This window comes from Streptomyces sp. AC558_RSS880 (assembly GCF_019049255.1).
GTDB lineage: Bacteria > Actinomycetota > Actinomycetes > Streptomycetales > Streptomycetaceae > Streptomyces.
In genome coordinates, this window is record NZ_JAGMUJ010000084.1 from 164,569 (window position 1) to 191,002 (window position 26,434).

At 72.5% G+C, this 26,434-nt stretch carries 23 protein-coding genes and 1 pseudogene; 14 read left to right on the forward strand and 10 right to left on the reverse strand.

Features of this window, described 5'->3' with window-relative positions; translation table 11 throughout:
• Window positions 1-333: 333 nt before the first annotated feature.
• The 3 genes from KUM38_RS25530 to KUM38_RS25540 all read left to right on the forward strand — a co-directional run bounded on the left by KUM38_RS25530 (window position 334) and on the right by KUM38_RS25540 (window position 6,070).
• On the forward strand, window positions 334-3,618 hold the full coding sequence (locus KUM38_RS25530; RefSeq protein WP_217132129.1) for a GH92 family glycosyl hydrolase: 3,285 nt from the start codon (window positions 334-336) through the stop codon (window positions 3,616-3,618).
• Between the two features lie 248 nt (window positions 3,619-3,866).
• Window positions 3,867-5,366 (forward strand): HEAT repeat domain-containing protein, encoded by a 1,500-nt coding sequence (locus KUM38_RS25535; protein WP_217132131.1) that lies wholly within the window; start codon window positions 3,867-3,869, stop codon window positions 5,364-5,366.
• 188 nt (window positions 5,367-5,554) lie between these two features.
• Window positions 5,555-6,070: a hypothetical protein gene (locus tag KUM38_RS25540; RefSeq protein WP_217132133.1), complete on the forward strand. Its 516-nt coding sequence runs from the start codon at window positions 5,555-5,557 to the stop codon at window positions 6,068-6,070.
• Window positions 6,071-6,285: 215 nt separating this feature from the next.
• On the opposite strand, the gene KUM38_RS25545 is transcribed toward KUM38_RS25540, so the two are convergent.
• Window positions 6,286-6,489, reverse strand: a complete 204-nt coding sequence (locus KUM38_RS25545; RefSeq protein ID WP_217132135.1) for a hypothetical protein — start codon at window positions 6,487-6,489, stop codon at window positions 6,286-6,288.
• A 283-nt stretch (window positions 6,490-6,772) separates the two neighbouring features.
• Between KUM38_RS25545 and KUM38_RS25550 the strand changes: the two genes are divergently transcribed.
• The gene (locus KUM38_RS25550; protein ID WP_217132137.1) at window positions 6,773-7,171 is read left to right on the forward strand and encodes a helix-turn-helix domain-containing protein; all 399 of its coding nucleotides are present in this window, start codon (window positions 6,773-6,775) and stop codon (window positions 7,169-7,171) included.
• A 124-nt stretch (window positions 7,172-7,295) separates the two neighbouring features.
• Here KUM38_RS25550 and KUM38_RS25555 read toward each other — a convergent pair whose 3' ends face one another.
• Entirely contained in the window at window positions 7,296-8,369 is a 1,074-nt protein-coding gene (locus tag KUM38_RS25555; RefSeq protein ID WP_217132139.1) for an amidohydrolase family protein, read from the reverse strand.
• 519 nt (window positions 8,370-8,888) lie between these two features.
• Between KUM38_RS25555 and KUM38_RS25560 the strand changes: the two genes are divergently transcribed.
• The 4 genes from KUM38_RS25560 to KUM38_RS25575 all read left to right on the forward strand — a co-directional run bounded on the left by KUM38_RS25560 (window position 8,889) and on the right by KUM38_RS25575 (window position 11,462).
• Window positions 8,889-9,398: an NUDIX hydrolase gene (locus KUM38_RS25560; RefSeq protein WP_254397722.1), complete on the forward strand. Its 510-nt coding sequence runs from the start codon at window positions 8,889-8,891 to the stop codon at window positions 9,396-9,398.
• Between the two features lie 153 nt (window positions 9,399-9,551).
• Entirely contained in the window at window positions 9,552-10,094 is a 543-nt protein-coding gene (locus KUM38_RS25565; protein WP_217132140.1) for a hypothetical protein, read from the forward strand.
• Window positions 10,095-10,230: 136 nt separating this feature from the next.
• Window positions 10,231-10,755, forward strand: a complete 525-nt coding sequence (locus KUM38_RS25570; RefSeq protein WP_217132148.1) for a SigE family RNA polymerase sigma factor — start codon at window positions 10,231-10,233, stop codon at window positions 10,753-10,755.
• An 86-nt stretch (window positions 10,756-10,841) separates the two neighbouring features.
• On the forward strand, window positions 10,842-11,462 hold the full coding sequence (locus KUM38_RS25575) for a hypothetical protein (protein WP_217132150.1): 621 nt from the start codon (window positions 10,842-10,844) through the stop codon (window positions 11,460-11,462).
• A 235-nt stretch (window positions 11,463-11,697) separates the two neighbouring features.
• On the opposite strand, the gene KUM38_RS25580 is transcribed toward KUM38_RS25575, so the two are convergent.
• Together KUM38_RS25580 and KUM38_RS25585 are read right to left on the reverse strand one after the other, a co-directional pair.
• Entirely contained in the window at window positions 11,698-12,636 is a 939-nt protein-coding gene (locus tag KUM38_RS25580; RefSeq protein ID WP_217132152.1) for a sigma-70 family RNA polymerase sigma factor, read from the reverse strand.
• A 10-nt stretch (window positions 12,637-12,646) separates the two neighbouring features.
• Window positions 12,647-13,837: an NAD(P)/FAD-dependent oxidoreductase gene (locus KUM38_RS25585; RefSeq protein ID WP_217132154.1), complete on the reverse strand. Its 1,191-nt coding sequence runs from the start codon at window positions 13,835-13,837 to the stop codon at window positions 12,647-12,649.
• Between the two features lie 212 nt (window positions 13,838-14,049).
• On the opposite strand from KUM38_RS25585, the gene KUM38_RS25590 reads away from it, so the two are divergent.
• Window positions 14,050-14,760 (forward strand): helix-turn-helix domain-containing protein, encoded by a 711-nt coding sequence (locus KUM38_RS25590; protein ID WP_217132163.1) that lies wholly within the window; start codon window positions 14,050-14,052, stop codon window positions 14,758-14,760.
• Here KUM38_RS25590 and KUM38_RS25595 read toward each other — a convergent pair.
• Window positions 14,742-15,317: a dihydrofolate reductase family protein gene (locus tag KUM38_RS25595; RefSeq protein ID WP_217132165.1), complete on the reverse strand. Its 576-nt coding sequence runs from the start codon at window positions 15,315-15,317 to the stop codon at window positions 14,742-14,744. The two genes, KUM38_RS25590 and KUM38_RS25595, sit on opposite strands and share 19 nt — an antisense overlap.
• A gap of 272 nt (window positions 15,318-15,589) precedes the next feature.
• Window positions 15,590-16,147, reverse strand: a complete 558-nt coding sequence (locus KUM38_RS25600) for a TetR family transcriptional regulator (protein ID WP_217132167.1) — start codon at window positions 16,145-16,147, stop codon at window positions 15,590-15,592.
• 252 nt (window positions 16,148-16,399) lie between these two features.
• Here KUM38_RS25600 and KUM38_RS25605 point away from each other — a divergent pair, with 252 nt between their 5' ends.
• Window positions 16,400-17,272 (forward strand): SGNH/GDSL hydrolase family protein, encoded by an 873-nt coding sequence (locus tag KUM38_RS25605; RefSeq protein ID WP_217132168.1) that lies wholly within the window; start codon window positions 16,400-16,402, stop codon window positions 17,270-17,272.
• Between the two features lie 78 nt (window positions 17,273-17,350).
• On the opposite strand, the gene nadE is transcribed toward KUM38_RS25605, so the two are convergent.
• Window positions 17,351-18,181, reverse strand: coding sequence for an ammonia-dependent NAD(+) synthetase (nadE, locus tag KUM38_RS25610; RefSeq protein ID WP_217132173.1), 831 nt, complete (start codon window positions 18,179-18,181; stop codon window positions 17,351-17,353).
• Between the two features lie 253 nt (window positions 18,182-18,434).
• A complete protein-coding gene (locus KUM38_RS25615; protein WP_217132784.1) occupies window positions 18,435-19,379 on the reverse strand; it encodes a MerR family transcriptional regulator in 945 nt (314 codons plus the stop codon).
• A gap of 123 nt (window positions 19,380-19,502) precedes the next feature.
• Between KUM38_RS25615 and KUM38_RS25620 the strand changes: the two genes are divergently transcribed.
• From KUM38_RS25620 to KUM38_RS25630, 3 genes and pseudogenes are all read left to right on the forward strand, one after another.
• The gene (locus KUM38_RS25620; RefSeq protein WP_217132175.1) at window positions 19,503-21,023 is read left to right on the forward strand and encodes an alpha/beta hydrolase; all 1,521 of its coding nucleotides are present in this window, start codon (window positions 19,503-19,505) and stop codon (window positions 21,021-21,023) included.
• A gap of 213 nt (window positions 21,024-21,236) precedes the next feature.
• Window positions 21,237-21,557, forward strand: a pseudogene (locus KUM38_RS25625) (VanZ family protein); the annotation flags it as partial.
• A gap of 125 nt (window positions 21,558-21,682) precedes the next feature.
• Window positions 21,683-24,112, forward strand: coding sequence for a SpoIIE family protein phosphatase (locus KUM38_RS25630; protein ID WP_217132177.1), 2,430 nt, complete (start codon window positions 21,683-21,685; stop codon window positions 24,110-24,112).
• Between the two features lie 119 nt (window positions 24,113-24,231).
• On the opposite strand, the gene KUM38_RS25635 is transcribed toward KUM38_RS25630, so the two are convergent.
• Entirely contained in the window at window positions 24,232-24,903 is a 672-nt protein-coding gene (locus KUM38_RS25635; protein ID WP_217132179.1) for an NUDIX domain-containing protein, read from the reverse strand.
• Complete coding sequence (locus KUM38_RS25640; protein WP_217132786.1) at window positions 24,900-25,253, reverse strand: DUF4406 domain-containing protein; 354 nt, start codon at window positions 25,251-25,253, stop codon at window positions 24,900-24,902. Before KUM38_RS25640 ends, KUM38_RS25635 begins: the two co-directional genes overlap by 4 nt.
• Window positions 25,254-25,595: 342 nt before the next feature.
• Between KUM38_RS25640 and KUM38_RS25645 the strand changes: the two genes are divergently transcribed.
• A complete protein-coding gene (locus KUM38_RS25645) occupies window positions 25,596-26,381 on the forward strand; it encodes a DeoR/GlpR family DNA-binding transcription regulator (RefSeq protein WP_217132187.1) in 786 nt (261 codons plus the stop codon).
• Window positions 26,382-26,434: the final 53 nt, after the last annotated feature.

A 26,434-nucleotide genomic window follows, 5' to 3' on the forward strand; every position in this document is an offset into this window, starting at 1 on the left:
GGTCGTCTCAGCCCCTGGGCACGCCGGCCAGGCCGACAACGCCCACGTGGTGCTTCGCATCAAGGTGATGGCCGGCGCCAAAAGTCTTGACAACGATGTCAAATGCGTGATCTAGTCCGCTTCCGTCCAGCCGAGTGCCGCTGATCGCGCCGCAAAGGGAGACTCACCGCGATGACCCGCACACTGCCGCCTTCTCGTGCGTGAACCCAAGCAGACGCACGAGCGCCGGGCCCTCCCGGACCGGCGCTCCATCGTGCCCACTCCGTCCGCCGCTCGGAGATCACCTCTCATGTCGCGCAGCACATGACGGGTGAGGAACAGGAGACCACTTCCATGCACAGACCCCTCCGCCGGTTGCGTCACCGCGCATCGGCAGTCCTCGCCGCCCTGCTCGTCGCCGGCGGCGCCCTGGGCCCGGCACCGGCCGTCGCCCAGGCCCCCGCGGCCGCTGACCGTCTCACCTCCCTGGTCAACCCGTTCATCGGCACACAGAACTTCGGCAACACCTTCCCCGGCGCGAGTGCCCCCTTCGGCATGGTCCAGGTCAGTCCGGACACCGGCGGCCAGGGGGGCTACGACTACCAGCAGGACAAGATCCACGGGTTCAGCCAGACCCACCTCTCCGGCGTCGGCTGCTCCGTCATGGGCGAGCTGCCGCTCATGCCGACGACCGGAGCCGTCGACAACGTCGACCCCGACGCCTACCGCTCGGCCTACTCGCACGACGACGAGGACGCCGAACCCGGCTACTACCGCGTCGGGTTGAAGACGTACGACATCGACGCCGAGCTGACCGCCACACCCCGCACGGGATGGCAGCGCTACACCTTCCCCGCCACCGACCGTGCCAACGTCCTGTTCAACACGGGCAAGGCCAACCAGAGGGTGTACAACTCGGAGGTCCACGTCGTCGGCGACCGGACGGTCGAGGGCCGTGTCGAGGCGGGCAACTTCTGCGCGGGCAAGGACCGGCACACCGTCTACTTCACGGCGACCTTCGACAGGCCGTTCGCCTCGCACGGCACCTGGCGCGGTAGCACCCCCACCCCCGGTGAGCGGGACGCGGCCGGCGAGGGCGGGAACGGTGCCTGGGTGACCTTCGACGCCGGCACCGACCGTGACGTCGTCGTCAAGGTGGGGCTCTCCTACACGGGCGTCGAGGGTGCCCGGAAGAACCTGAAGGCGGAGACGGACGACTCGTACGACTTCGACGCCACCCGCGCGGCGCTGCAGGCGACCTGGGAGCGGCAGCTCGCCGCCGTGAAGATCGACGGTGGGTCGGCCGAGCGGCAGCGCGCGTTCTACACGGCCCTCTACCACGCGCAACTGCACCCGAACCTCGCCGGCGACGTCGACGGGCGGTACGCGGGCTTCGACGGGAAGACCCGTACCGTGTCCGGGTTCACGCCCTACCAGAACCTGTCGCTGTGGGACACCCACCGGCCGCAGAACCAACTGCTCCAGATGCTGGAGCCGAAGGTCGCCCGCGATGTCGCGCTGTCCGTCGTCGCGATCGGACGGGACGGCGGCTGGCTGCCGCGCTGGTCCCTCGCCAACAGCGAGACCAACATCATGACCGGCGACCCGGTGACTCCGTTCCTCGTCGAGGCGTGGTCCAAGGGCCTGCTCGCGGGCCACGAGGAGGAGGCGTACGCGCTCCTCAGGAAGAACGCCCTGAGTACGCCGCCGGACGACTCCCCCTACAACGGCCGTGCGGGGGTCGCCGCCTACCAGGAGCGCGGCTACATACCCAGCGGGCTGGAGCCGGGGAAGGACTGTCCGGACAAGGGCGGCGACAACGACTGCCGTCATCCCGCTTCGGCGACCCTGGAGTACGCGGCGGCGGACGCCTCGCTGGCCCTCATGGCCAAGGGACTGGGGCACACCGCGGACGCCCGGATGTTCGCGGCGCGCGGCCAGTGGTACCGGAACCTGTGGGACTCCTCCATCAAGCAGTTCCGGCCGCGCACGACCGACGGCACCTGGCTGACGCCCTACGACCCCGTCGAAGCGGGCCACCAGTTCCATGAGGGCGGCGCCTACCAGTACCAGTGGCTGGTGCCCCAGGACCCGGCCGGGCTCGTGTCGCTGATGGGCGGCAAGCGGGAGACCGAGAAGCGGCTCGACGCCTTCTTCGCCTACGACAAGCTCCTCGCGGACCCCGCCAGAACCGCTCGCGAGGACTGGATCTCGGCACCGTACGACTACTACGGGAAGCCGACCTACAACCCGAACAACGAGCCCGATCTGCACTCCCCCTACATGTACTTGTGGGCCGGCGCGCCCGCCAAGACCGCCACCGTGGTCCGCGCCGCGATGACGCTCTTCACGGACGGGCCCGACGGCATGACCGGCAACGACGACCTGGGCACCATGTCGGCCTGGTACGTCTTCTCCTCCCTGGGCCTGTACCCGACGACGAACGGTGGCGACTTCCTCGCCGTCTCCAGCCCGCAGTTCCCGTCGGCGGTCATTCGCATCGGCGCCTACGGGAACGAGCAGGGCGGCACTCTGACGGTCAGGGCACCGGGTACGAGCGACGCCCGACGCTATGTGAAGCGGGCCGAGTTCGGCGGGAAGAAGCTGCGTGCCACCTGGCTGGACTGGGACGCGGTCGCCAAGGGCGGGAAACTCGCCTTCGAGATGGCCGACAAGCCGTCGGCATGGGGCACGGGCAAGGGCGCGGAGCCGCCGTCCGTGAACCGCGCGTCGGCCGATTCCCGCCGGCACCTCGACGCGTCACTGCGCACCGGCTCCGACGTCCTGCCGACGGCCGACAGCGCACAGAACGTCCGTCTGGAGCTGGACGTGCTGGGCCAGTCCCCCGGCACGCTCCGGGTGGGCGTCGGCGCGAAGGCTCCCAGTGGCTGGACCGTGAAGACCCCCGAGCCCTTCTCGCTCGCCTCCCACCGGCTTCCGGTCCAGCGGACCGCGGCGGTGGACGTGAGCGTGCCGGCCGGAACCGCGCCGGGTTCGTACACCGTGCGGATCACGGCGGCCGCGAACGGCGTGAAGAGCGTGGAACGGACCGCGACCATCGAGGTGCGCGCCGCCGCCCGCTGCGCGGCGGACGCCGAGGGGCAGTGTGCCGTGGACCTCGGCAAGGAGGTGAACCACGACGGTACCGCGACCGTCGCCGCCTCCGGCGAGGGCGACTTCGACGGAGGGGGATGGAGCTACGACGGTGACCTGCTGCCCGCGGCCGGTCCGGTCGTCTGGGACGGCGTGACCTACGACGCCCCCGATCCGTCCGGGACGGCCCCGAACTTCGTCGAGGCCCGCGGTCAGGCGATGCTGCTCCCGGCCGGGTCGTACAGCAAGCTGCGCCTGGTCGCGGCGGCCCACCACGGCCCGGTGACGACCGTGCTCACCGTCCGCTACACCGACGGAACCACCGCCGAGGTGCCGGTCACCGTGGGCGACTGGGCGGGGGCGGCACCGCAGGGCGGCTCCGTCGCACTGGAGATGCCGCACCGGATCAAGCGCGGGCAGGGCGTGGACGGCCCGCCGGTACGTCTGTTCGGTTCCTCCGCGGACCTCGACGCGTCGAAGACGGTGCGCTCCGTCGGCCTGCGGAACGATCCGCGGGTGCAGGTCTACGCGATCACCCTCGGGTAGGACTCCGTCCGTTCGCCGGCCCCCCGCCTCTCGACCGGGAGGCCGCTCGGTGGCGGCGTGACCGTGACGGTCACGCCGCCACCCGCGTACGGGCCGCCACGCACCGGCGCCGCCCCGGGGCGCTCCCTCGTTCCACGGTTCAGCCGACGGACGCACAGGCGGGCCTGGCCGGCAGGGTGTGCGGGCCGGGAAGGGAGTTCCGCCGTACAACCTCCGGACGGTTCGGGAGTCCGACTTACCGGGGTGTCATGTCTGCCGAACATCAGATCGCCCATTTCCTGCGGGAGTTGGGGAGCCAGGACCCGGACCGCCGCACCGCCGCGGCCAAAGGACTGGGAAGAACCGGCCGCCCCGAACACGCCGCCGCCCTCGTCGGGGCCGCCGGCGATCCGGACCCCCGGGTGCGGGCGGCCGCCGCGCACGGCCTGGGCCGGCTCGGAGAGCGGCAGGCCGGCCCCGGGGTGCTGGTGCGGCTGATGGGCGATCCGCAGCCGGAGGTACGGCGCGGGGCCTCGCTCGCCGCGCTGCGGCTCGGGTTGGACGACCGGCCGGCGACGGAGGCGTACGCGCGGCTGCTGCGCGACCCGGACCGGCACCTCCGGATCAATGCCCTGACCGCCCTGACCGCCCTGGGCACACCCGGCGACCCCGTGGCGCTGGTGGAGTCGCTCGGTGACGCGGACTCCGCCGTGTGGGGGCGTGCCCACAGCCTGGTGTACCGGTTGCGGGACGTCCCCGCCGTCCGGGCGGAGGTGGTGCGCACCGCCCGTGAGGGAACGGGAGCCGCCCGGGCCCGGGCCCTGGAGATGCTGCCGGCCCGCTGCACCGAGCGGCTGCTCGACTCGCTGCTCGCAGGGCTGCGCGATCCCTCCGCGCAGGTGCGGACCGCGGTGGTGCGACGGCTGCTCGCCACCGGCCCCGGCCCCGCGGCCGACGCGCTGGCCGTGGCCCTCGACGGCGAGCGCGACCCGGAGACGGCGGCATGGCTGCTCGTCGCACTCGGCAGGTGGAACGACCCCCGGGCACTTGGTCCTGCGGTGCGGTGGCTGGGCGATCCCGTGGCCGGGCCGCGCGCCGCGCGCGCCCTCGGCGGCATCCGCACCGAGGCCGCCGCCGAGGAACTGCGGACGGCGCTGGACGACCGGGCGCTGCCCGGCCTCACCCGGGCGGCCGCCGCCGTGGCCATCGGTGAGTCGGGAGCGTGGGACGCCGTGTGGTGGCTGCTTCCGCTCCTCGACGACGCGGACGCCGACCTGCGCGGCGGTGCGCTCGACGGCCTGGGCACGCTCATCGACGACGGGCTGCGGCCGTGGGAGCGGCACGCGGTGGCCTGGGCCCTGGCCGCGCACCTGGCGGACGGACACGACGTATGGCGCACGCGCAACGCGCTCGCCGGGCTCGCACAGGCCCTGCCCGCCGTGCGCCGCCTCGCCGACCGGGCGTCCCACGGGGAAGTCCGGGCCGCCGCACTGTCCCTGCTGGACCCCGACGGGACGACCGGCGACCTGCGACGCTTCGTACGAGGCCTGGACGACCCGTACGAAGCCGTCCGCTACCACGCCGCCCTCGGCCTCACACGGTGGGCGGAGACCAGTACCGGACCCCTGCCCGACACCGCACGGGTGAGCGCCCGGCTGACCGTCCTGACCTCGGACGCGTCACCCCGGCTGCGGCAGGCCGCGACCGACGCGCTGGACGCCCTCGGGCCCGCCGCGGGCGCCGCGTCCGGTCGCCGCCCGCGTCCCTGACCGTCCCGGCCGAACTGTCCGCGGGACCGGCGCCCGGCAGTGGCGTGGAATGATGTCCACCGGGCCTACGGCTCCCCGGCTTCGCGCGACCGCGCGCGGAACGCCCGAGGTGTTCCTCACGGTGCGCCGCCGGAGCCGGGCCGCATCGGCCTACGGCCGGTCGGGACCACACCATGTCCGGGGCGTTCATGGCAGTGCGGGGCGAGGCGATCCCGGCCGAACTCGGTTCCCTTCCGGCTCACGTGCGCGCGGACTGCATCCGCGTCCTCGAGACCGTCGTGCGGGTCGCCCCCAGGGCATGGACCCGCCGCAGGGGCGTCCGGCCGCAGTGGATCACACTCCGTGACGGCGACGACGACGTCGTGGTGCGGAGGGACTCCGGCGAACTGAGCAAGCACATCGACGGGGACGGCCCGCGGTCCGCCCGCTCCTTCGCCGGCGCCCTGCGGGAAGAGCCGGCGACGAACCGGTGCGCCGCCGTGGTCTACGGGGACGCGATCGACTCGCGCACGTGGGGCTGGGTCCTCCCGCTCCTGGCCGGACGGCTGCCCGGGCTGGACACGGCGGTGATGGTCGACGTCGGACACCGCGCGGGGGCCCGATCCACGTTCTCGTTCCCGGTCGGGTACCGGCGCTCGCCCGTCCGACGCCTACGGTTCGAGGAGGACGTACGCGCGATCCTGCGGCGCGCCGGAAGCATGTGACCCGGAGCACATCGCTCCTTCCACGGGGTGGGACACCGCCCCGGTGCCTCCCCGGGGTCGACGACGAACGGTCACTGACCGCGGGGCCGGGGGCAGTGGCCGTTCCTGGCCACGTCTTCCTCGGCGCAGCCGCCCCCGCGACCCTGGCCATACGGCTCCGCACCTGAGCGCCCCCGACGTGCCGGCCCCGTGGAGGCGGTGCCGGTTCATGCCGCTCACCACGTGACCTGCAGGACCGCTTTTCCGGAGACACGGCGCCCGTGGAGGGCCTCAACGGCCTCGTCGAAGCGGTTCCAGGATCCCTGCCAGCCGATCTCGACGGTGAGGGCCCCCTCAGCGGTCGGTTCGGTGAGAACGGCCAGGTCCGGCCCCGCATCGCCCTCGATGACGAAGGACGTCAGCGACCTGGTCGGGCCCACGGTCGCGTACGGGGGGGAGACCGCCGGCTCCCCGGAAGTCCCAGCCGACGCTCTGCACGTCGCCCCCCGGGAGCGAGCAGGTCCATTTGCGCGGCCCGAGCCCGGCGGCCCGCAGCGAGCGCAGTGCGGCCACTCCGGCGACCGGCAGGGCGACCGCCTTCGCCAGGTCCAGGCCCTCGGGCACCTCGGCGAGCGCACCCGCACCGATCGCGACGCGCTCGGCGAACGCCCCCGAGGCCAGGGCCACCACCCGGGGGCCCACCGCCGGGAAGGAGGCACGTTCATGTCACGCAGTCACACCCGTGTTGCGGAAGCGGTGAGGGACGAAGCCTGCCCGGTCACCGAGGTGCTCGACCGCGTGGCGGGCAAGTGGAACATCGGGATCCTGATCGCCGCCGCCCAGGGCCCGGTCCGCTTCACCGAACTCGAACGCGCCGTCAAAAGCATCAGCCGGCGCATGCTCACCCTCGACCTGCGCCGACTGGAGCGGGACGGGCTGCTCATCCGCACCGTCCATCCGACCGTGCCGCCCGAGGTCGAGTACGACCTCACGCCCACGGCCCGAGAACTCCACGCCTCACTGACCGGACTGGTGGGCCGGGCCGAACGCCACCGGTCCGCCGTCGCCGAGGCCCGCGCCGTCTACGACGCCGCCGCGGAGCAGCGGCCGGACACCGGCTGAACCGGCCCGGGACGGCTCTCAGGCGTCAAGAGGAGTCGGACGCACTGCGGAACCGTCGCGGAGGCGTCGGACGGTCCCGACGTCCGGAGCGAACCGGCTCCGTCCCCCGTTCGCCCCACGCACTTCAGCCGTTCACGCCCCGGCGGCCGGTGTGGTCGGCGCGCTTCAGCGCGGGCATGAGCCGCCGTGCGTTGTCGCGGTAGATGCCGCGACGCTGGTGCTCGGTGAACGCGTGGTCGGCCTCGACGGCCGGCACCGTGAAGCCGGTGACGATCTCGGCGGAGGCGGCCGGCCAGTCCGTGCCGAAGAGGATCCGGTCGGCACCGGCCGTCTCCACCAGGGTGCACGCCGGAGCGAGCGGGCCCGCCGTGTCGTAGTGGAAACGGCGGAGACCGTCGCGCACGCGGGCCGCGTCGAGGGGCGGGGTGCAGAAGCCGCCGAAGGCCTCGAGACGGGTGGCGATCTGGGGAAGGAATCCGCCGGCGTGCGGCAGGACGACGGACAGACGGGGGTACCGGTCGAGTGTTCCTGCGCGGATCAGGTTCACAGCGGCACGCGTGGTGTCCAGCAGGAAGTCGCACATGAAGTTCGGGATCCCGGGAACGGTGGGCACCCCCGGTGGTTTCCCCGGAAGATCGAGTGGGTGGGTGAAGAGAACACCGGAACGTTCGTCGACTTCGGCGAGGAAGCGGTCGTACGAGGGATCACCCAGGTACACACCGTTGTAGCTCGCCTTCACGCTCACTCCGACGGCACCGAGTTCGTCGAAGGCGCGTCGGAACGCCCACGTGGTGACCTCGGGGTGATCCAGGAGGGCAGGGCAGAGGAAGGCGAAACGGCCCGGGTGTTCGTGCATCAAGTCGCTCAGCGCCTCGAAGACGACGGACAGCCCCTCCCTGGCCTGCGCCGCGGAGCGATACCGGTCCTGCATGGTGGGATTGAGAACGGCGGTCGCGATCCCCGCCCGGTCCATGAGAGCGAGCGTGGAGTCCGCGTCCCAGCGCGACCACCACTGCAGCTCCTCCTGTCGCACCACCCCTTCGCGCTCCGCCCACTCCACCCATTCCGGCGCGGTGAAATGGTGGTGCACATCGATTTTCGCCCGCCAGGCGTCGTCACCTCCCTCGGTGCCGCTCGCACTGCCCCCTCCCCCGGTGAGAGCGCGGGACTTCTGAGTGGTACCGGCTGTGGACGCCATGACCCCACCGGCTATGAGCAGACCGCGCCGGCTCAAGGTTCGACCCGAGTTCGACATCCGCACTTCCATTCTTAGCGCCGTCCTCTGCCGCACCACGGTGACCCGGCCGCGGCAGCGCGGCCTCGCCGGACGGCGCCGCCGGAGGGACAAATTCCGCCGTATGGAGCAGTCAGCTGCCGCCCGAGCGGCACGATTCCGCGGCAGCGGTCGCAGCACACCGGCGTGGGACGACCGCGGCGCTCGGCCCCAGCCCTCCGACGAACGAGTACGGCCGGCCGGGAACGGACCGGAAGGCCGTTGCACCCGACCACGGACATGACGGGAACAGCCGCTCCCACGAGCACCGCGTGTCCGATCACCACTGCGGCGCGGCGCCCACCGCCGGCACCGGACGATCAGACGGAGGCCTCCCCCGGCATCCGGCGGACGCCCGCCCGAGCGAACGCGCTCGAGACACCGTTCGAGGACGAAAAGGCACAAATCGCGCCGTCACCGGAGCAGCGCGGGCACCATGTCGGAATGGCCGCCTCTCGCTCCCTGCCGCTCGCCGTCGACGACCGCGGCAACGCCTTGATCTCCTTCGTCCGGGCAGCGGAGGACAAGCCGCCCGGTGACGCGCCCTTGCCCCTGGCGCTGGTGGCCCTGTGGCACGGCGACCGCGTCCTGATGGTCCTCGACCGGTCCCGGCAGACCTGGGAATTGCCGGGCGGACAGATCGACCCCGGTGAGACCCCTCGCCGCGCGGCCGCGCGCGAGTTGCTGGAGGAGACCGGCCACGTCCCCGAGGGGCGGCTCCGTTTCGTCGGCTTCGCGGGCTTCGCTCTGGCGCCCGACCGACGTGCCGAATACGGCGCCCTGTTCACCGGCCGGTCCTCCGGCGCCGCACGGCTCTTCCAGCCCGACGACGAGATCGCGGCCATCCGGTGGTGGGACCTTCGCCAGTCCCTGCCGGGGCGACTTCAGCCGCTGGACGCCCACCTCGCAGAGCTCACCCGCGACGGCACGGCCGAGGATTCCGGTACAGGCTGAGACGCCGTCCTGGATCGAGCGGCGGACCGTGTCATCGGAATGCGGAACGGACGGCGTTACAAGGGGTGGAGAGGCGCCCTCCACCCTGTCCGATCGGAATGATCCGCAAGGAGTCCTGTATCCATGACACGGATGACGGTAACGAACAAGTGTGTGACCGCCGTTGTGGTCGCGGTCGCGCTGGCAGGAGTGCCGGGCGCGGCGCAGGCCGTCACGCCGGCGCAGGCGCCGGCCGCGGCGCAGGCCCACCGCCAGAGCGGCGAGCCGGCTCCGGACGCGGCCGGGTCGGTGCGGGTGGTGGCACCGGGTGAGCGTGTCCGGGCCGGTGCGGGCGTCGAGCTGTGGCTGACGGAGGAGGGCAAGCACTGGTCGACACCGGAGATGGACCACCAGTTCCGGAGCGTGGTCGACGGCAACATCGACCTGAGCAGCCGCAGCATCGGCCTGATGGCGGAACCCGTGGGAGACCGCTACTTCCTGTCCGGCGTCTACGTGGCCGAGCACAGCTCGGTCCGGGTCGTCGTCGACACGAGCGACGGCGAGGTCACCGCTTCCGTAGTGCGGCTCGCCGGTACGCCCGGCTGGGGCGTCTGGTACGCCGACCTCCCCCTCCACGAGGACCTCACCATCAACAGCGTCACCCTCTACAACAGGCACGGGAAGGAAATCGCCTCCCTGACCCCCGCCCGCCCGTAGCCGCCCTGACAGCCCTGGCGGCTCCCAGGAGGTGACCCATGGGCGTGGGCCGGTCCTGCCCGGCCCACGCCCATGTCCGCCCGCCGGCCCCGTACTTGTTGTCTCCCCCGCCTCCGACCCCAAGGAATCCGTTGTCGTGACGCACGAGAGCCACGCCGACTTCGCCGAGTTCGCCACCGTGGCCTGGCCCCGCTTGGTGCGTACGGCTCACATGCTCACCGGCGACTTCCACGAGGCCGAGGACCTCGTTCAGACCACGCTGGCCAAGATGTACGCGCGATGGCGGAAGATCCCGCGCCACGAGGTCGACGTCTACATACGCCGGGCTCTGGTCAACAACAACATCAGCCGGGTGCGCAAGAAACGCATAGCCCACTTGCTCATGCCGTTTCTGCCCGAGTCGGTGCACCGGACGCACGGCGGGCACGCCGAGGCCGTCGAGCAGAGCACCGTCCTCGTCGAGGCCCTTTCGGTCCTGTCCGCCCGCCAGCGTGCCGTCATGGTGCTGCGCTACTGGGAGGACATGAGCGAACAGGAGATCGCCGCGGCGCTGAACTGCTCCGTCGGCACGGTCAAGACGCATGCCCGGCGCGGCCTGGAGGCGCTGCGCGCCCATCCCCTCCTCACCTTCCACCTTGTCGACCAGGAAGCGAAGCGCTGATGTCCCCGACTTCCCGGCCCTCCCCGCAGCCTCGGCATGAAATCGAACGACTGCGTGACGCATTCGGTGAGGTGGCCGACGGCCTCATGCCCTCTCCCGTTCCGCTGGCCGCCATCGAACGGGCAGGCCGTGCCCGACGGCGCCGCCGCACCGCCGGGATGGTGATCGGCTGCGGCCTGCTGCTGGCTCCGCTGACCGCCGTCACGGTCCGCGCCGTCCTCCAGGAACACAGCCCTCCGCAGCGGAACGAGGTCGCGGCGCATCCGACGCCGCCGGACACGCCGGACGCGGCCGGGTCGGTGCGGGTGGTGGCACCGGGTGAGCGTGTCCGGGCCGGTGCGGGCGTCGAGCTGTGGCTGACGGAGGAGGGCGAGCACTGGTCGACACCGGAGATGGACCACCAGTTCCGGAGCGTGGCCGACCGCGACGTCGGCCACCGCCACCCCACCGTGGGCCTGATGACGGAGACCGTGGACAACCGCTGTTTCCTGTCCGGGTTGTACACGGGCACCGTCGACGTCGGCCGCGTCGTCGTCGACACCGGCGACGGCAAGGTCACCGCATCGGTGGTACGACTGCCCGGTACGCCCGACTGGGGCGTCTGGTACGCCGACGTCCCCCTCCACGAGGACCTCACCATCGACGGCGTCACCCTCTACAGCACGCGCGGGAAGGAAATCGCCTCCATGACCCCCTCCCGGCCCTGATCCCGGGAACCGTCTCGAGGACGATCTTGTCAACGCTCCGGGACCACGGCGTAGCGCTCTCGCCCTGTGCGTGGCTCAGGCCGACTGCCAGGCGGACGTCGCACCGAGAGCCCCTGTGTTCACCCGGACAGGTCGCGCCGCCGTGCCGGCGATCCCCTCCACCCGCTCCGCGACGACATGCCGACGGAGTGCCGTCCTCGCTCCGGCTCGGGTCACGGGCTTCCCGTGGCGCCGGTCACCATGCGCTGATGACCGGCGCGTCGGGTTCGTGCCGCCGCCAGGCCTCGTTGACGCGCGAGAGCCGGCCCGCCGCGGCGATGCCGCGCAGGGAGGCGACCTTGCCGTCACGGACCTCGAACGCCACGGCGCCCACGACCCGGCCGTCGACCACGGCGAGGACGGCCGGGGAGCCGTTGACCCACGCGATGTGCATCGCGGGCGAGCCGCCGGCCAGCCGCCGCTTCGCCGGCGTGGGTGTGAAGCCGGCCCGCACGTAGGAGGCGACCCGCTCACGCGTCGTGTACCGCAGCAGCCGCCTGCTCAGTCCGGCGCCGTCCGAGACCGCCGTCACGTCGTCGGTGAGCAGTGCCACCAGCCGCTCGGTGCGCCCCGACGTGGCGGCGGCGAGGAATTCCTCGACGACGCGGCGCGCGGACGCGGGATCGGCCTCGCCACCGCGGCGGCGCTCGGCGGCGACCCGGACCCGGGCGCGGTGGACATGCTGCTGGCTCGCGGACTCGGTGATGTCGAGGATCCCGGCGATCTCGGCGTGACTGTACGAGAAGGCCTCACGCAGGACGTAGACGGCCCGCTCGACCGGTGAGAGGCGCTCCATGAGGGTCAGTACGGCCAAGGACACCGATTCGCGCTGCTCGAAGGTGTCGGCAGGGCCGAGCATCGGGTCGCCCTCGAGGAGCGGCTCGGGCAGCCAGGCCCCGGCCGCTCGCTCGTGGCGCGCCTGCGCCGAGCGGAGCCGGTCGAGGCAGAGACGGGTGGCGACCTTGGTCAGCCACGCTTCCGGCACCTCGATCCGTTCGCGGTCCGCGGCCTGCCAGCGCAGGAAGGTGTCCTGCACGGCGTCCTCGGCGTCGGCGGCCGAGCCGAGCAGGCGGTACGCGAGCGAGGCCAGCCGGCCCCGGCTGGCCTCGAACCGTTCGACGGCTGCGCTGTCCATGCGCGTCAGCCTATGCGAGGGCCCTCGCACCGGCCCGGTCGGGCGCGGTGGCCAGGCGGTGCCGGCGCTTCGGCATGCCGAAGGTCGGGTGGGCGATGCCCCACCCGGCCCCCATGAGCACGCCCGACTTGAGCCGTGCGGCGGTCCGGCCGCCCAGGTACCAGGACTTCGACCGGACGTCCCCGTCCACCATCTGGAAGATCGCGTCCCGCCGTCCGAGGCTGATGTGGTTGCCGTAGTACTTCAGCCCGGTGACCGGGACCTCACTGCCCGTCAGGCGTGCGATGATCGCGGCCGTCGCCTGCATGTTGGTGACGCCGGCCGAGGCGCAGGACATCGGCAGCGGCCGGCCGTTCTCGCCGATCGCGTAGGCGCAGTCGCCGGCGGCGTAGACGTCCGGGTGCGAGACCGAACGCATGGTGCGGTCGACGACGATCTGGCCGGTCCCGGCGACCTCCAGGCCGCTGGAGGCCGCGAGGGGGTGCACGGCGAACCCGGCCGACCACACGGTCACGTCGGCCGGGACGGACGTACCGTCGGCGGCGATCGCCCGTGTCGGCTCGACGGCTTCGATGCCGGTGTGCGCGTGGACGGTGACGCCGAGCCGGTCGAAGGCCCGGCTCAGGTGACGGCGGGCCTTCGGGGAGAGCCAGGCGCCCGGTTCGCCGCGGGCGGCGAGCGCGACCGAGAGGTCGGGCCGGGACTCGGCGAGCTCGGTGGCCGTCTCGATGCCGGTCAGCCCCTCACCGACGACCAGCACGGTGCCGCCCTCGCCCAGGCCGGCCAGGCGCTCGCGCAGACGCAGCGCCGAGGAGCGGCCGGTCACGTCGAAGGCGTACTCGGCCACGCCGGGGACGTCATGGTGGGCGACGGAGCTGCCGAGCGCGTAGAGAAGGGTGTCGTACGCGAGTTCGCCGTCGCTCCCCTCACCGGTCACGGTGACGGTCCTGCGCTCGGGGTCGACGCCGGTGACGCGCGCCAGGCGCAACCGCACCCCGGTGCCCGCGAACACGTCGGCGAGCTTGCGGAACGTGAGGTCCTGGCCGCTCGCGAGCTGGTGGAGCCGCATCCGCTCGACGAAGTCGGGCTCGGCGTTGACGACGGTGATCTCGGTGTCGGCGGGCGAGAGCCGGCGGGCCAGGTTCCCGGCGGCGAAGGCTCCGGCGTATCCGGCGCCGAGTACGACGATGCGGTGCTTCATGACGTTGCTCCTGTCTCGTTCGCGTGCCCCTTGAACGAGACCGCGTTCCGATCCCTGACAGGAACCGGCTGTGATTCAGGTCACTGGGCTCAGGACGGCCGGATGCGCCTCATGTCGCTGGCCGGCGTTCCCGGATCGCCGCCGAGGCGGGCCGCGGACCCCGCTGCCCGGCCACCACGACGCGGCTGTCCGGCGCGGCGTATCCTGCGCCCGTGGGACTGCGGTTCGAGACGCGCCGGTCCGACTCGCCGTGGGTCGACACCGTGTGGACATGCACAAGCGAGCAGGTCACGGCGATGACGTCCGTCGCAGGGGTGCGGCTGGGCCTGGTGTTCTGGAGGCAGGACGGCCGGGCGTACGCGGGCATCACCGGCCCCGAGACCCGCACCGGCACGGCACCGGTGCCGGAGGGTGCGGCCTTCACGGGCGTCGAGTTCGCCGTGGGCACCTCGTTGCGGGCCGTGGCCACGCCGGCGTTGGTCGACGGCGGCATCGGGCTCCCCGACACCACGTGCCGGACGTTCCGGCTGGACGGTTCACGCTTCGAGACGCCCGGCCCCGATGACGCCGAGGCCCTGGTCGGGCGTCTCGTCCGGGCCGGGATCGTGGTCCGCGACCCGCTCGTCGCCGAGGTGCTGCGAGGTCACCGCCCGGCGCTCTCGGGCCGCACCGTCGAACGCCGGTTCCGCGCCGCGACCGGGCTGACGCGGGGCGCCGTCAGGCAGATCGAGCGGGCCCGCGCGGCGGCGCGGCTGCTGTCGGCCGGCGACCGGGCCGCCGACGTCGTCGCCGAGCTCGACTACTTCGACGAGCCGCACCTGGCCAGGGCACTGCGCTGCTACGTCGGACGCACCGCCGGGCAGCTGCGCGAGGGCGCCGGCGGCGCGATCGCCCTCGAGGTGGATCAGCGCCTGACGTCGTAGACCAGCTTCAGGATCCCGTTCGAGTAGCTCTCCGACTCCCGCAGCGTCAGCATCCGCTTGTCCCGGTCGGCCCGGTCGAACAGGCTCTTGCCGGCACCGAGCAGTACGGGGAAGACGAGCAGGTTGTACTGGTCGATCAGGCCCGCGTCCGACAGCCGCCGGGCCAGCTCCGCGCTCCCGTGGATGAAGATCGCGCCGCCCTCGCCCTCCTTGAGCGCGGCGACGTCCTCGCTCGAGCGCAGGATCGTCGTCGGCCCCCACCCGTCGACGAGGGCGTCGTCGGTCAGCGTGGTCGACACCACGTACTTGGGCAACTCCTTGTAGTCGGTGTGGTCCGGTGAGCCGGGCCAGACCTTCGCGAACGCCTCGTAGCTGCGGCGGCCGAACATCAGCGCCGTCGTGTCGGTGAGTTCCTCCTCCTTCAACGACCAGGCCTCCGGGACGAATTCGAGGTCCTTGACCACCCAGCCGCCGCTGCGGTGCCCCTCCTCCGGTCCGCCGGGCGAGTCCACGACGCCGTCGAGCGACATGAAACCGGTGTAGACCACATTGCGCACGGTGCTGTCTCCTCATGCTCGGGCACGCTGCCGGGTTCACGCTAGAACACAGCCGCGGCGGCCGTCTTGGACAGAAACGACAGCCGTGCGACGAGGGCGAGATCGGAGGCCGCGCGGGCCGGGGCCGGGCCGCGCGCCGGACCTCAGCCCCGTTGAGGGCGTCCGGTCACCGCTGCGGCGCGGCAGCCGGGCCGGCACCGCCTCCACCGTTCCCGACCTCCTGACGCGCGTCCTCCGGCACGGCCTCCGCGGGATCCGGTACCGCGCCGGCGTCAGCGGTTCCGGGGAGTCAGCACCCCTTGGAGCAGTGCGCCGTACCGTGACACCAGTTCCGTGCGGTCCATCCGGAGCAGCCCCTCGTCCCCGACCACCCACAGTGCGTACAGCAGTCCCCCCGCCAAGGCGGCCGCCGTGCGCGCGCGGACGTCGGCGTCGGGGCCGGACAGGCGACGGCGCAGTGGTGCGACGAAGAGGTACTCGTGCGTGTCGCGCAGACGTTCGCGGATCTGCGGTCCGTTGCTGCCGTGCACCAGGGCCAGGAAGACGCCCCGCGCGGAACCGTCGAGTTCGACGAGGAGTTCGGCGAGCCGGTCCCCCAGCCGCTCCAGTGGCACGTCGAGCAGCGGCTCGTCGTCGATCGTCAGGTGCATCGTCTCCAGGAACAGGAGCTCTTTGCTCTTGAAATGACGGATCACCAGTGCGGGATCCGTGTCGGCCGCCGCCGCGATCTGGCGGACGGTGGTCCTGGAGAAGCCCTGGTCCCGGAAGAGCCGGGCAGCGGCTGAGTGGATGGCCTCGCGGGTCGTGGCGCTGGAGCCGGTCTGCAGCATGCGGGACAGGATAGGGGCCCGGCGCTTCGCAACTGCGGGTTCGCGCGTGTACGGAGGGCGAGCCGGGGTCTTTCGTGAGCGTTTCGAGAAGTCCGGTCAACAATGTTGACTCCCTCTCGGGAGGCCTGCACATTACTTGTCGGTAGAACCGTTCGGTAATCGCGCGGCCCGGCACTCCCCCACACTCGAACCGCTCCGTCCCCACCAACGGCACGCCCCACCGACCACCCCGCTCCCGAGAAGAGGGATCGCATGCCGAAACACGTCCTGCGAAATGTCATGGCCACATCAACAGCGCTCGTCAGCACGCTCACCCTCGGCCTCACGGGCGGCACCGCGCACGCCTCCGCCCCGCTGGACTACGTCGCCCTCGGCGACAGCTACAGCGCCGGCTCCGGCGTGCTGCCCGTGGACCTCACCAACCTGCTGTGCCTGCGCTCCACCGCGAACTACCCCCACGTGATCGCCGCCCGGACGGGCGCCCGCCTGAAGGACGTGACCTGCGGCGCCGCCCAGACGAAGGACTTCACCACATCGCAGTACCCCGGGGTCGCACCCCAGGTGAACGCACTCGGCGCGGACACCGACCTGGTGACGCTGACGATCGGCGGCAACGACAACGGCACCTTCATCAACGCCATGACGGCCTGCGGCACCGCGGGTGTCCTCAGCGGCGGCAAGGGCAGCCCCTGCAAGGACACGTACGGCACCTCCTTCACCGACCAGATCGACGCGAACACCTACCCCGCGCTGAAGACCGCCCTGCAGACCGTACGCGCCAAGGCCCCCAACGCCCGCGTGGCCGTCCTGGGTTACCCGTGGATCACTCCGGCCGAGGCCGACCCGTCCTGCTTCGTGAAGCTGCCGATCGCCGCCGGTGACGTGCCCTACGTACGGGGCATCCAGACACACCTCAACGCGGCCGTCGAACGCGCCAGCGCGGAAGCCGGCGCCACCTATGTGGACTTCTCCCGCGTCTCCGAGGGCCACGACGCGTGCAAGCCCGGCGGCACCCGCTGGATCGAGCCCCTCCTCTTCGGCGGCAGCCTCGTGCCCGTCCACCCCAACGCCCTCGGAGAGCGGCGTATGGCCGAGCACACCATGAGCGTCCTCGGACTGGGCTGACGGCGACGCACTCCACCCTCGACGAGGTCGGACGCGACGCCTCCGTCCGGGAGCGCCGTCCTCCGCTCCGACCGCCCGTCAGGGGGCGGCGGGCGGCCGGCGCTTGTGGTCGGTGAGGCGGTAGTGGCGGACGATCGTTTCGAAGGCCGGCTCGTCCACCGGCTTGCCCTCCAGGAAGTCGTCGATGGCGTCGTAGGTCACCCCGAGCGCGTCCTCGTCGGCCTTGCCCGCGTCGAGGCTCTCCAGATCGGCCGTGGGGGTCTTCCGCACCAGTTCGTCCGGCGCGCCCAGCGCCTCCGTGACGGCGCGCACCCGGCGCTTGGTCAGGCCGGCCAGCGGGACCAGGTCGGCGGCGCCGTCGCCGAACTTGGTGAAGAACCCGGTGACCGCCTCGGCGGCGTGGTCCGTGCCGACGACCAGGCCGTCGTGGGCGCCGGCCACCGCGTACTGGGCGATCATGCGCTGGCGCGCCTTGATGTTGCCGTGCACGAAGTCCTGGTGGCGGGCGTCGCGGAACTTCACTCCGGCGGCCAGCGCGGCCTCGAGCGCGGCATCGGCGGCGGGCTTGATGTCCACGGTCAGCACATGGTCGGCCCGGATGAAGGAGAGCGCGAGCCGGGCGTCGTGCTCGTCGGCCTGGACCCCGTAGGGCAGGCGCATCGCGTGGAACCGCGCTTCGTGTCCGCCGGCCCGCGCCCGTTCGACGGCGAGCTGGCACAGCCGGCCCGCGGCGGTGGAGTCGACGCCACCGCTGATGCCGAGCACGAGGGAACGCCGACCGGTGGAAGTCAGCCGCTCGGCGAGGAAGGCCACCCGGCGCTCGATCTCCCGCTCGACTTCGAAGGCCCCGGCGACGCCCAGTTCCCGGGCGATCTCCCGCTGCAGGGCGACGGACGCCGACTCGTTCACGTCTGCTCCTCGTTCCGGCTCACGATGTGCTGTCGCCTCCCCTGCTACCCGGGAGCTCTCCGGGGAATCCGGACAGGAGGGAACGTACTTCGGAACAGCCGAGGGAGCCCCGCGCCGGGGCAGGGGATCGTGACGGAACCACAAGGAGCGGAACGCTGCCCGTGACGGCCGGCATCCGGACGGGCTGCGGGCGCACCGGGCCCCGACGGCGCAGGCGGTCTCCCGCTGAAGGGCCGTAGGGGCCCCGCGTGGTCTACGCCGCTGCGGCGTTGTCCCGCTCCAGCGCCGCGCGCAGCCAGTCGTCCGCGGAGCCCGGGGTCGGCTCCGGTCGGCTGCCCGGCGGCGTGAGCACCACGGCCGTCAGCTCCCAGTACCGGTCCAGACGCGGCCCGGCCGCGAGTCGCGCGGCCAGCAGGCGGCGGAACTCCCGGGTGTCCCGGCTGCCGTACGCGCCCGCGTACGCCGCCACGTAGGCGTCCAGCGCCTCACCCGGGTACGGATCCCGTACCCGGCGCAGCTGCGGGCCCGCGAGCTCGTACGCCTCGGCAAGGCCCGCGTACAACACGGCCGCCCCGCGGGCCCCGGCCACCCGGTGCACCTCCGGCTGGGGCTGCCGGCCGCCCGGGCAGGGGGCCGTCGTCATCATGTGCAGCCGGGTGAAGGCGAGCACCTGCGCCGGGGCCGGCGCGTCGGGCGGCTGTGGAACGGCCACTTCCAGAAACGCCGCCGTCGCCCGGGCCGGCATGCGCGGCGGCAGCCAGGCACGCCAGAACCGGACCAGCGGTGCCACGCTCGGCGGGGTGCCCATCACGCCGATCAGCCTCAGCAGGTCGGCCTGCTCCGCGGGCGGGCACTCCCGCACGAGCTGCAGCGCCGCCTCCCGCCAGCGCAACGTCCTCAGCTCATCACCCAGTTCGCGCAGGCGGCCCGCGACGGCGTCCTCCAGTGCACGGCCCGCCGGGCCCTCGTCCTCGAGGACCCGGCGCACCTCGGGCAGCGGCAGGTCGAGGGTGCGCAGGGAGCGGATCAGACGCAGCCGCTCCAGCGCGTCGGGACCGTACCGGCGGTGCCCGCCGCCGCTGCGGGATGCCTCGGGCAGCAGACCCCGGTCGGAGTAGAAACGGACGGTCTTCACGGTGGTACCCGCGCGCTCGGCGAGCTCACCGATGCTCCAGAAGACCTCGTGGGGCGTGGACAGTTGAACCTCCCTCCGGGGGAGTTCCTACGGTACCGGCGCACGCGGGCCGGGCGTACGCCCCGGTCCGCGGACCACGGCGTACGCGACCGGCGCGACGTCATGTGACGGACCCGAGGAGGGATCGTGACCGTATTCATCATGGTGGCGGGCGTGTTCACCGGTGCCCATGTGTGGCAGGAGACGGCCGAGCGGCTGGCCGCGGCGGGCAGCGTGGTGCACGCGGTCCCCCTCACCGGCCTCGACGCGGACCGTCCCGCCGGGCCGGCCTCCGTCGATCTGGAGACACACATCGCGGACGTGATCGCGGCGATCGACGCGGTGGACGCGGCGTCCGGCCAGGAGATCGTGCTCGTCGGCCACGGCTACGGGATCCATCCGGTGCTCGGCGCGGCCGACCGGCGGCCGTCGCGCGTCGCCCGCGTCGTGTTCCTGGACTCCGGGATGCCGCAGAACGGCGCCCCGGCCCTGACCGCCGTACCGGACCGGGCCCTGCGAGCGCGGCTGGCCGAGCGGGCCCAGCGCGGTGAACGCGCGGGCGGGTTGACGCCACCGTCCCGTGACGAGTGGCCGCGCTGGGGCAGCGTCACCGGCCTCTCCGCCGCGGCGTTGGACCGGCTCACCGTTCTCGCCGCGCCGCAGCCGCTCGGCACCCTGCTCCAGCCGCTGCGGCTGACCGGAGCGGTGGCCGCGGTGCCCACCACCGGGGTGCTGTGCACCCATAACGGCGCCGGCATCGACCTGGTGCAACGGCTCGTCGACTTCGGCGACCCCGCACTGGCCGCCCTGACCGGCCCTCAGGTCACCTTCTTCGAACTGCCCACCGGGCACTGGCCGATGCTGTCCTGCCCCGCCGAACTGGCGGACGTCCTGCTGCGGGCCGCGGCCGGCGAGGGGCACCACCTGCGACCGGTCGGCGCCGGCGCGCCGCCCGCCCATCTGCGCCCGTTCCCGCTGGACGTGCCCGAACTGCCCCGGGACCGCAGGGGACAGGTCGACTTGTACGTTCCCTCCGCCGAGGGCCCGCGACCGGCCGTGGTCTTCGTGCACGGCGGCCCGGTGCCCGCCGGAGCCCGGCCGACCCCGCGCGACTGGCCGACCCTCGTGGGACACGCCCGCCTGGCGGCCGCCGAGGGTGTGATCGGCGTGACCCTCGACCACCGGCTGCACGACATCGCCGACTACGAGCGCGCCGCCGACGACGTCACCGCCGCGGTGGAACTGGTGCGGGCCGATCCCCGGGTGGACGCCGACCGGATCGCTCTGTGGTTCTTCTCCGGTGGCGGTCTGCTCTCCGCGGACTGGCTGACAAGGCCCCCGGCCTGGCTGCGCTGCCTGGCCGCCTCCTACCCGATCCTGGCGCCGCTGCCCGACTGGGGGCTGACCGACAGCCGGTTCCACCCGGCCCGGGCGGTCGCGCACGCGGGCGCCCTGCCCTTCGTCCTCCTCCGCGCGGGGCGGGAGACACCCGGGATCGCCGCCACCGTGGAGGCGTTCGTGAACGCGGCCGAGGGCTGTGCGGCGCACCTGGAACTGGTCGACGTCCCGAACGGCCACCACGGCTTCGAGACCCTCGACGCGCCCGAGGAGACCCGCCCGGCCCTGCTCCACGCGATGCGCTCGGTGGTGACCCACCTGACCGGCTGACACCCGGACCGCGCACCGTGCCCTGCTCGCCGGCGACCTCGACCGCGTCGATCGCCTTCGGCCGATCCGCCGCTGAAGGACGGGGCGCCGACGGGCAAGGACCGTGCGGGCCGCCGGCTCGCGCCGGCTCCTCGGTGCCGGGGATCCCGCGTATCGCGGGCGTATCGAAAATCGCATACGCCGTCGCAACGGCCCTCCGCCTCCAATGGGGGCATGAACCACAACGCATCCCTGTCGACACCGCCCCGCCGCACACGCAGGACCGTGTTTCTCGGCCTGGCGGTCCTCGGCACGGTGAGCGCCGCGCTCGTCGTGCGGCGGCCGCTCATGATGGCCGCCCCGATGTGCGTGGCCGGGCGGTGGCAGGGCTGCTTCGGGACGTTCAACGGTGTGGTGCTCATGACGTTGGCCGCGCTGCCGTTGGCCGCGCTGGTGGCGTGGGCGCTGGCACGCCGTCGGCGTGCCGCAGGCGTCACCGCGGCGTGGCGGATGTCGCTGGCCGAGGTGGGGATGGTTCACGGGACGGTGCCGTTCGCGGCACGGGAGGAGGTCGGTTGCGTTCGCGAATCCGGGCGGCGCGCGTCCCGCCGGGACCGGACGGGCCGGCGCGGGGAGCCGGAACGATAAAATATCCCCATACTGGAATGAAGTGGGCGAAAATGGCACTACAGGACAAGGGTGCTGAGAGCCGGCCCGACGGCGCGCCCGGGCCGTACACCACGACCTCGACCACCGCCGTCGCCATCGCCGACGAACGGGGTGTGATCACGGGGTGGAGCGAGGAAGCCCGGAGCCTGCTCGGTTACGTACCCGGGGAGGTCGTCTCACGCCCCGCGGCCGATCTGCTCGTCTCGCGCCTCCCCCCGTCGGCCCTGCGCCGTCTGGCGGAACAGGCGCCGTGGTACGGCGTCCTCCCGGCTCGGCACCGGGACGGCCGGACGGTGGACGTGGCGGTCCGGGCCCGTCCGTGCCCGGACGGGGGCGGGCGGACCCAGTGGGTCCTCACGGCCTCGGTCGCGGACGGCCCGAGCCTGCCCGGGGACAAGGACACCCTGCTGAGGGAACTCACCCTGTCCCAGCTCCCGGTCGCCGTGGCGTTCTACGACCGGGACAACCGGGCGGTGGGAGCCAACGACGTGATAGCCCGGATAGTGGGCCTGCCCGAGGAGCAGATACGCGGGCGCCGCCTCAGGGACTTCCTGCCCAGTCCGGCGTACGACGAGTTCACGGAGCTCCAGGACCAGGTGGTGCGCACCGGGGAACCCGCGCACGTGGTCCGGCACCTCCGGGCACCCAGCGAGTCACGAGGGCGTGTCTGGTCCGTGTTCCTCTCTCCGTTGAAGAACCACCTCGGCCAGGTGCAGGGATCGTCCATCGCGCTTCTCGACATCACCGAGCAGTACCTGGCCCGCCAGCGGCTGCAGCTGGTCGACGAGGCCGGCAACCGCATCGGCAGCACCCTGGACGTCACCCGTACCGCGCAGGAACTGGTCGACGTGGTCGTCCCCCGGCTCGCGGACTACGCATCCGTCGATCTGCTGGAGTTCATCCACCGCGGCGAGGAGCCGCCCGACGGCCCGCCGTGCGATCCGATCACCATGCGCCGGACCGCCCGGCAGGCAGGCACCGACGCCCTCCTCGGCATCATGCTCCGGCTGGGGAGCAAGGTGGAGTACCCGGTGTCCGCGCCTACGGCCGAGTGTCTGGCCACCGGCCGTTCCGCAGTGTACGAGGTGAACGACTCCTCCATGGCCCGGTGGACGGCCCAGGACCCCGAGCGGGCCACCCGGCTCCTCCGGTCCGGGGCGCACTCGGTGATGGTGGTGCCGATGCGCGCTCGCGGTGTCACTCTCGGCTCGGTCTTCCTGGGCCGCACCCGACACCCGGAGACGTTCGCACAGGACGACGTCCTGCTGGCCGAGGAGATCACCGCCAGGGCCGCGGTGTGCATCGACAACGCCCGTCGCTACACCCGTGAGCGCGTCACGGCCGTGACCCTGCAGCGCAGTCTGCTGCCCGTGACCCTGCCCCGCCAGTCGGCGGTCGAGGCCGCCTCCCGCTACCTGCCCGCCGGGGGCCGGGCCGGCGTGGGCGGTGACTGGTTCGACGTCATCCCGCTCTCCGGCGCCCGGGTCGCCCTGGTGGTCGGTGACGTCGTCGGCCACGGGGTCCAGGCCTCCGCCACCATGGGGCGGCTGCGCACGGCCGTCCGGACCCTGGCCGACATCGACCTGCCGCCCGACGAGCTGCTCACCCACCTCGACGACGTCGTCATCCGTCTGTCCTCCGAGGCCGCGGCCGACGCCGACATCGCCGGAGACATCGGCGCCACCTGTCTCTACGCGGTCTACGACCCCGTCTCCCGCCGCTGTTCCCTGGCCCGTGCCGGCCACCCGCCACCCGTCGTGGTGACCCCGGACGGCGAGGCGACCTTCCTGGACCTCCCCGCGAGCCCACCGCTCGGCCTGGGCGGCCTGCCCTTCGAGGCGTGCGAGGTCGAACTGCCCGAGGGCAGCCTTCTCGCCCTGTACACCGACGGCCTCATCGAAGACCGCGGCCATGAGATCGACGAGAGGCTCCGTACGCTGCGCCGGACCCTCAGCCGGCCCGCGCAGGCGTTGGACACGCTCTGCGACGACGTGCTCGCAACGCTGCTGCCCGCCCTTCCCGATGACGACATCGCCCTGCTCGTCGCCCGCACCCGCGCTCTGGGGGCCGGCCAGGTCGCCACCTGGAGTCTGCCCTCGGAACCCGTCGTCGTCGCCCAGGCACGCAAACAGGTCACCGACCAGCTGACGGCCTGGGGGCTGGACGAGTCCGCCTTCGTCACCGAGTTGGTGGTCAGCGAGCTGGTCACCAACGCCATCCGCTACGGCCGGCCCCCCGTCCGACTACGGCTGATCCGCGACGGCAGCCTCATCTGCGAGGTCTCCGACGCCAGCAGCACCTCCCCGCACCTGCGCCGCGCCCGCTCCTTCGACGAGGGCGGACGCGGACTGCTCCTCGTCGCCCAGTTCGCCTGGCACTGGGGCACCCGCCACGCCGCGCAGGGCAAGACGATCTGGGCCGAGATACCCCTGGCGGCCTGAGCGGACGTGGCCGGCCAAGCCGCGTGACGGGGCCCGCGGTGCGCGTCGCCACGGCGGGCGACGGCCGGCAGCGCCTCGCCCCTGACGCGTCCCGCCCTGCACAACGGCAGCGCGACGGGTCAGCCGGCCGTGCACCTGAACGGTCCGTCAAGAGCGGCCCACTGCAGCAGCATGATCGTCTTGGCGTCGGCGATCCCACCACTGCGGATCATGCCGAGGGCCGTACGGAAGGGCAGGTCCAGGACCGCGATGTCCTCGCCCTCGTCGGCGAGGCCTCCTCCCCCTTTCCCTTCCACCAGGGTCGTGGCCTCGTAGGGAGCGGCGAAGAAGTGCAGACGTTCGGTGACCGATCCGGGGCTCATGTACGCGTCGAAGACGTGCTCGACCGTACCGATGGTGCAGCCCGTCTCCTCAGCCGCCTCCCTGCGGACCGCCTCCTCGGCCGTGTCCCCGTCCAGCAGGCCGGCCGCGGTTTCGACGAGCATTCCGTCGGGATGGCCGTTGACATAGGCGGGCAGCCGGAACTGGCGGGTCAGCAGAACGCTGCCGCGGTCCGTGTTGTAGAGGAGGAGGGTGGCACCGTCGCCGCGATCGTAGGTCTCGCGTTGCTCGCGGCTCCAACGCCCGTCGCTGCGCCGGTAGTCGAAGGTCGTCTTGCGCAGGACGTACCAGTCGCACGACAGTACCTCGACGTCGAGGACGCGCACCCGCGGGTTGCCCCTGAGGTCACGGCCCTGCCGGTCGAGCCCGGTACGGCCGCGTCGGTCCGGTGTGTCGATCCCGGCTGTCACCGGGCGGCCGGGATGTCGTCGACGCTGGTGTAGACGGTCTTGCCCCAGGCGCGTGCTCGGGTGACCATCAGGTCGGCTCCCTCGGACGGACCGCCGATGCGCAGCACCGCGTCGCAGCGGAAGAGGAGTTGCTCGGCCACGGGATGGAATATCTCCTCGTAGGCGGCGTCGCCGGGACCGGTACTGCCGGCCGTCTCCAGCAGCGGGAGGGCGAGCGCCTCACCGGTGACCCCGAGGTGGCCTGCGCGGAAGAGCGTCAGGGCGGTCTCGTTCATCGCGCGGACGTTCGCCTCCAGCTTGCGGGGATCGTCACCGGTGCCCGATCGGTACGGTCCCGCGACGAGGATCATCAGCGAGTGCGGGTGGGCGTTCACGGGGTGGCTCCTTGACGGGATGGAGGGACGGGTGTGCGGGTGGCCGAAGGACGCGGCGGTCGTGACCGGTTTTCCCGTCTCTCGCGGCACCCGGGGGAGGCGGTCCGCCGTCCCCCGTGGGATCTGACGCCGGGCGGGCTCCGGCAGCGGAAAGCCTGCCGGAGCCCTCGCCGACCGCGGGTCAGGTTCAGCCGGTCGACGATACCCAGGACTCATTTCTAACACAGTCACGTTCTTTTGAACAAAATCATGTGCGATTCAGCCCGCCGCACATCGAGTCAAGCGTTCAAACGAACACCCGCGTGTTAGAAATGCGGCATGAGCGTCGCGAATCGACTAGACCTGACCCAGCGCCTGGTCCAGGGCTCGGGGACCTTGTCCGTGTCGGAGCTCGCCGAGCGTCTCGGGGTCTCCGAGATGACCGTGCGCCGGGACCTGAACACGCTGGAACGCCAGGGCCTGGTGCACAGGGTCCACGGTGGTGCGGTCGCCACTCGTCGGCGGGAGGAGGGCGGGGGTTTCGCCGCCCGGGGAGAGTGGCAGACCGCCACGAAGGACCGGTTGGGCGCCGCCGTGGCCGAGATGGTGGAACCCGGCTCGCGAGTCCTGCTGGACGCGGGGACCACGACGGTGCATGTCGCAGAGCATCTGGCGGAGCGTGCGCCGCTGACGGTCGCCGTGCTGAGTCTGCAGACGGCGACGGTCCTCGCGGACCGGCAGGAAATCGAACTCATCGTCGTGGGAGGGCGCTCGAGACCCGGTGAGCGTTCGCTGGTGGGACCGTTGGCTCTGCGCACCCTGGAGTCGCTGAGCTTCGACTGCTTCGTGATGTCCATCGGAGGAGTTCACGCCGAACGCGGTTGGTCCGAGTTCTCCCTGGACGATGCGGCCGTCAAGCAGACCGGGCTCGCGCAGTCCGCCCGCACGATCACCGTCGCGGACGCGACCAAGCTCGGCGTACGGGCGTTCAGCCAGGTCGCCCCCCTGGGTGCCGTGGATCATTTCGTCACCGACGCCGCTGCCGACGACCCGCAGACCCATCCCAACGGACCGTCCACCTTGCAGGCCCTGCGTGAATCCGGTGTCGAGATCCACCTGGCCTGAACGTCCGGCGGGGTCCATCACCGTCCGGTCCGCGGGCACCGCCCGTACACACG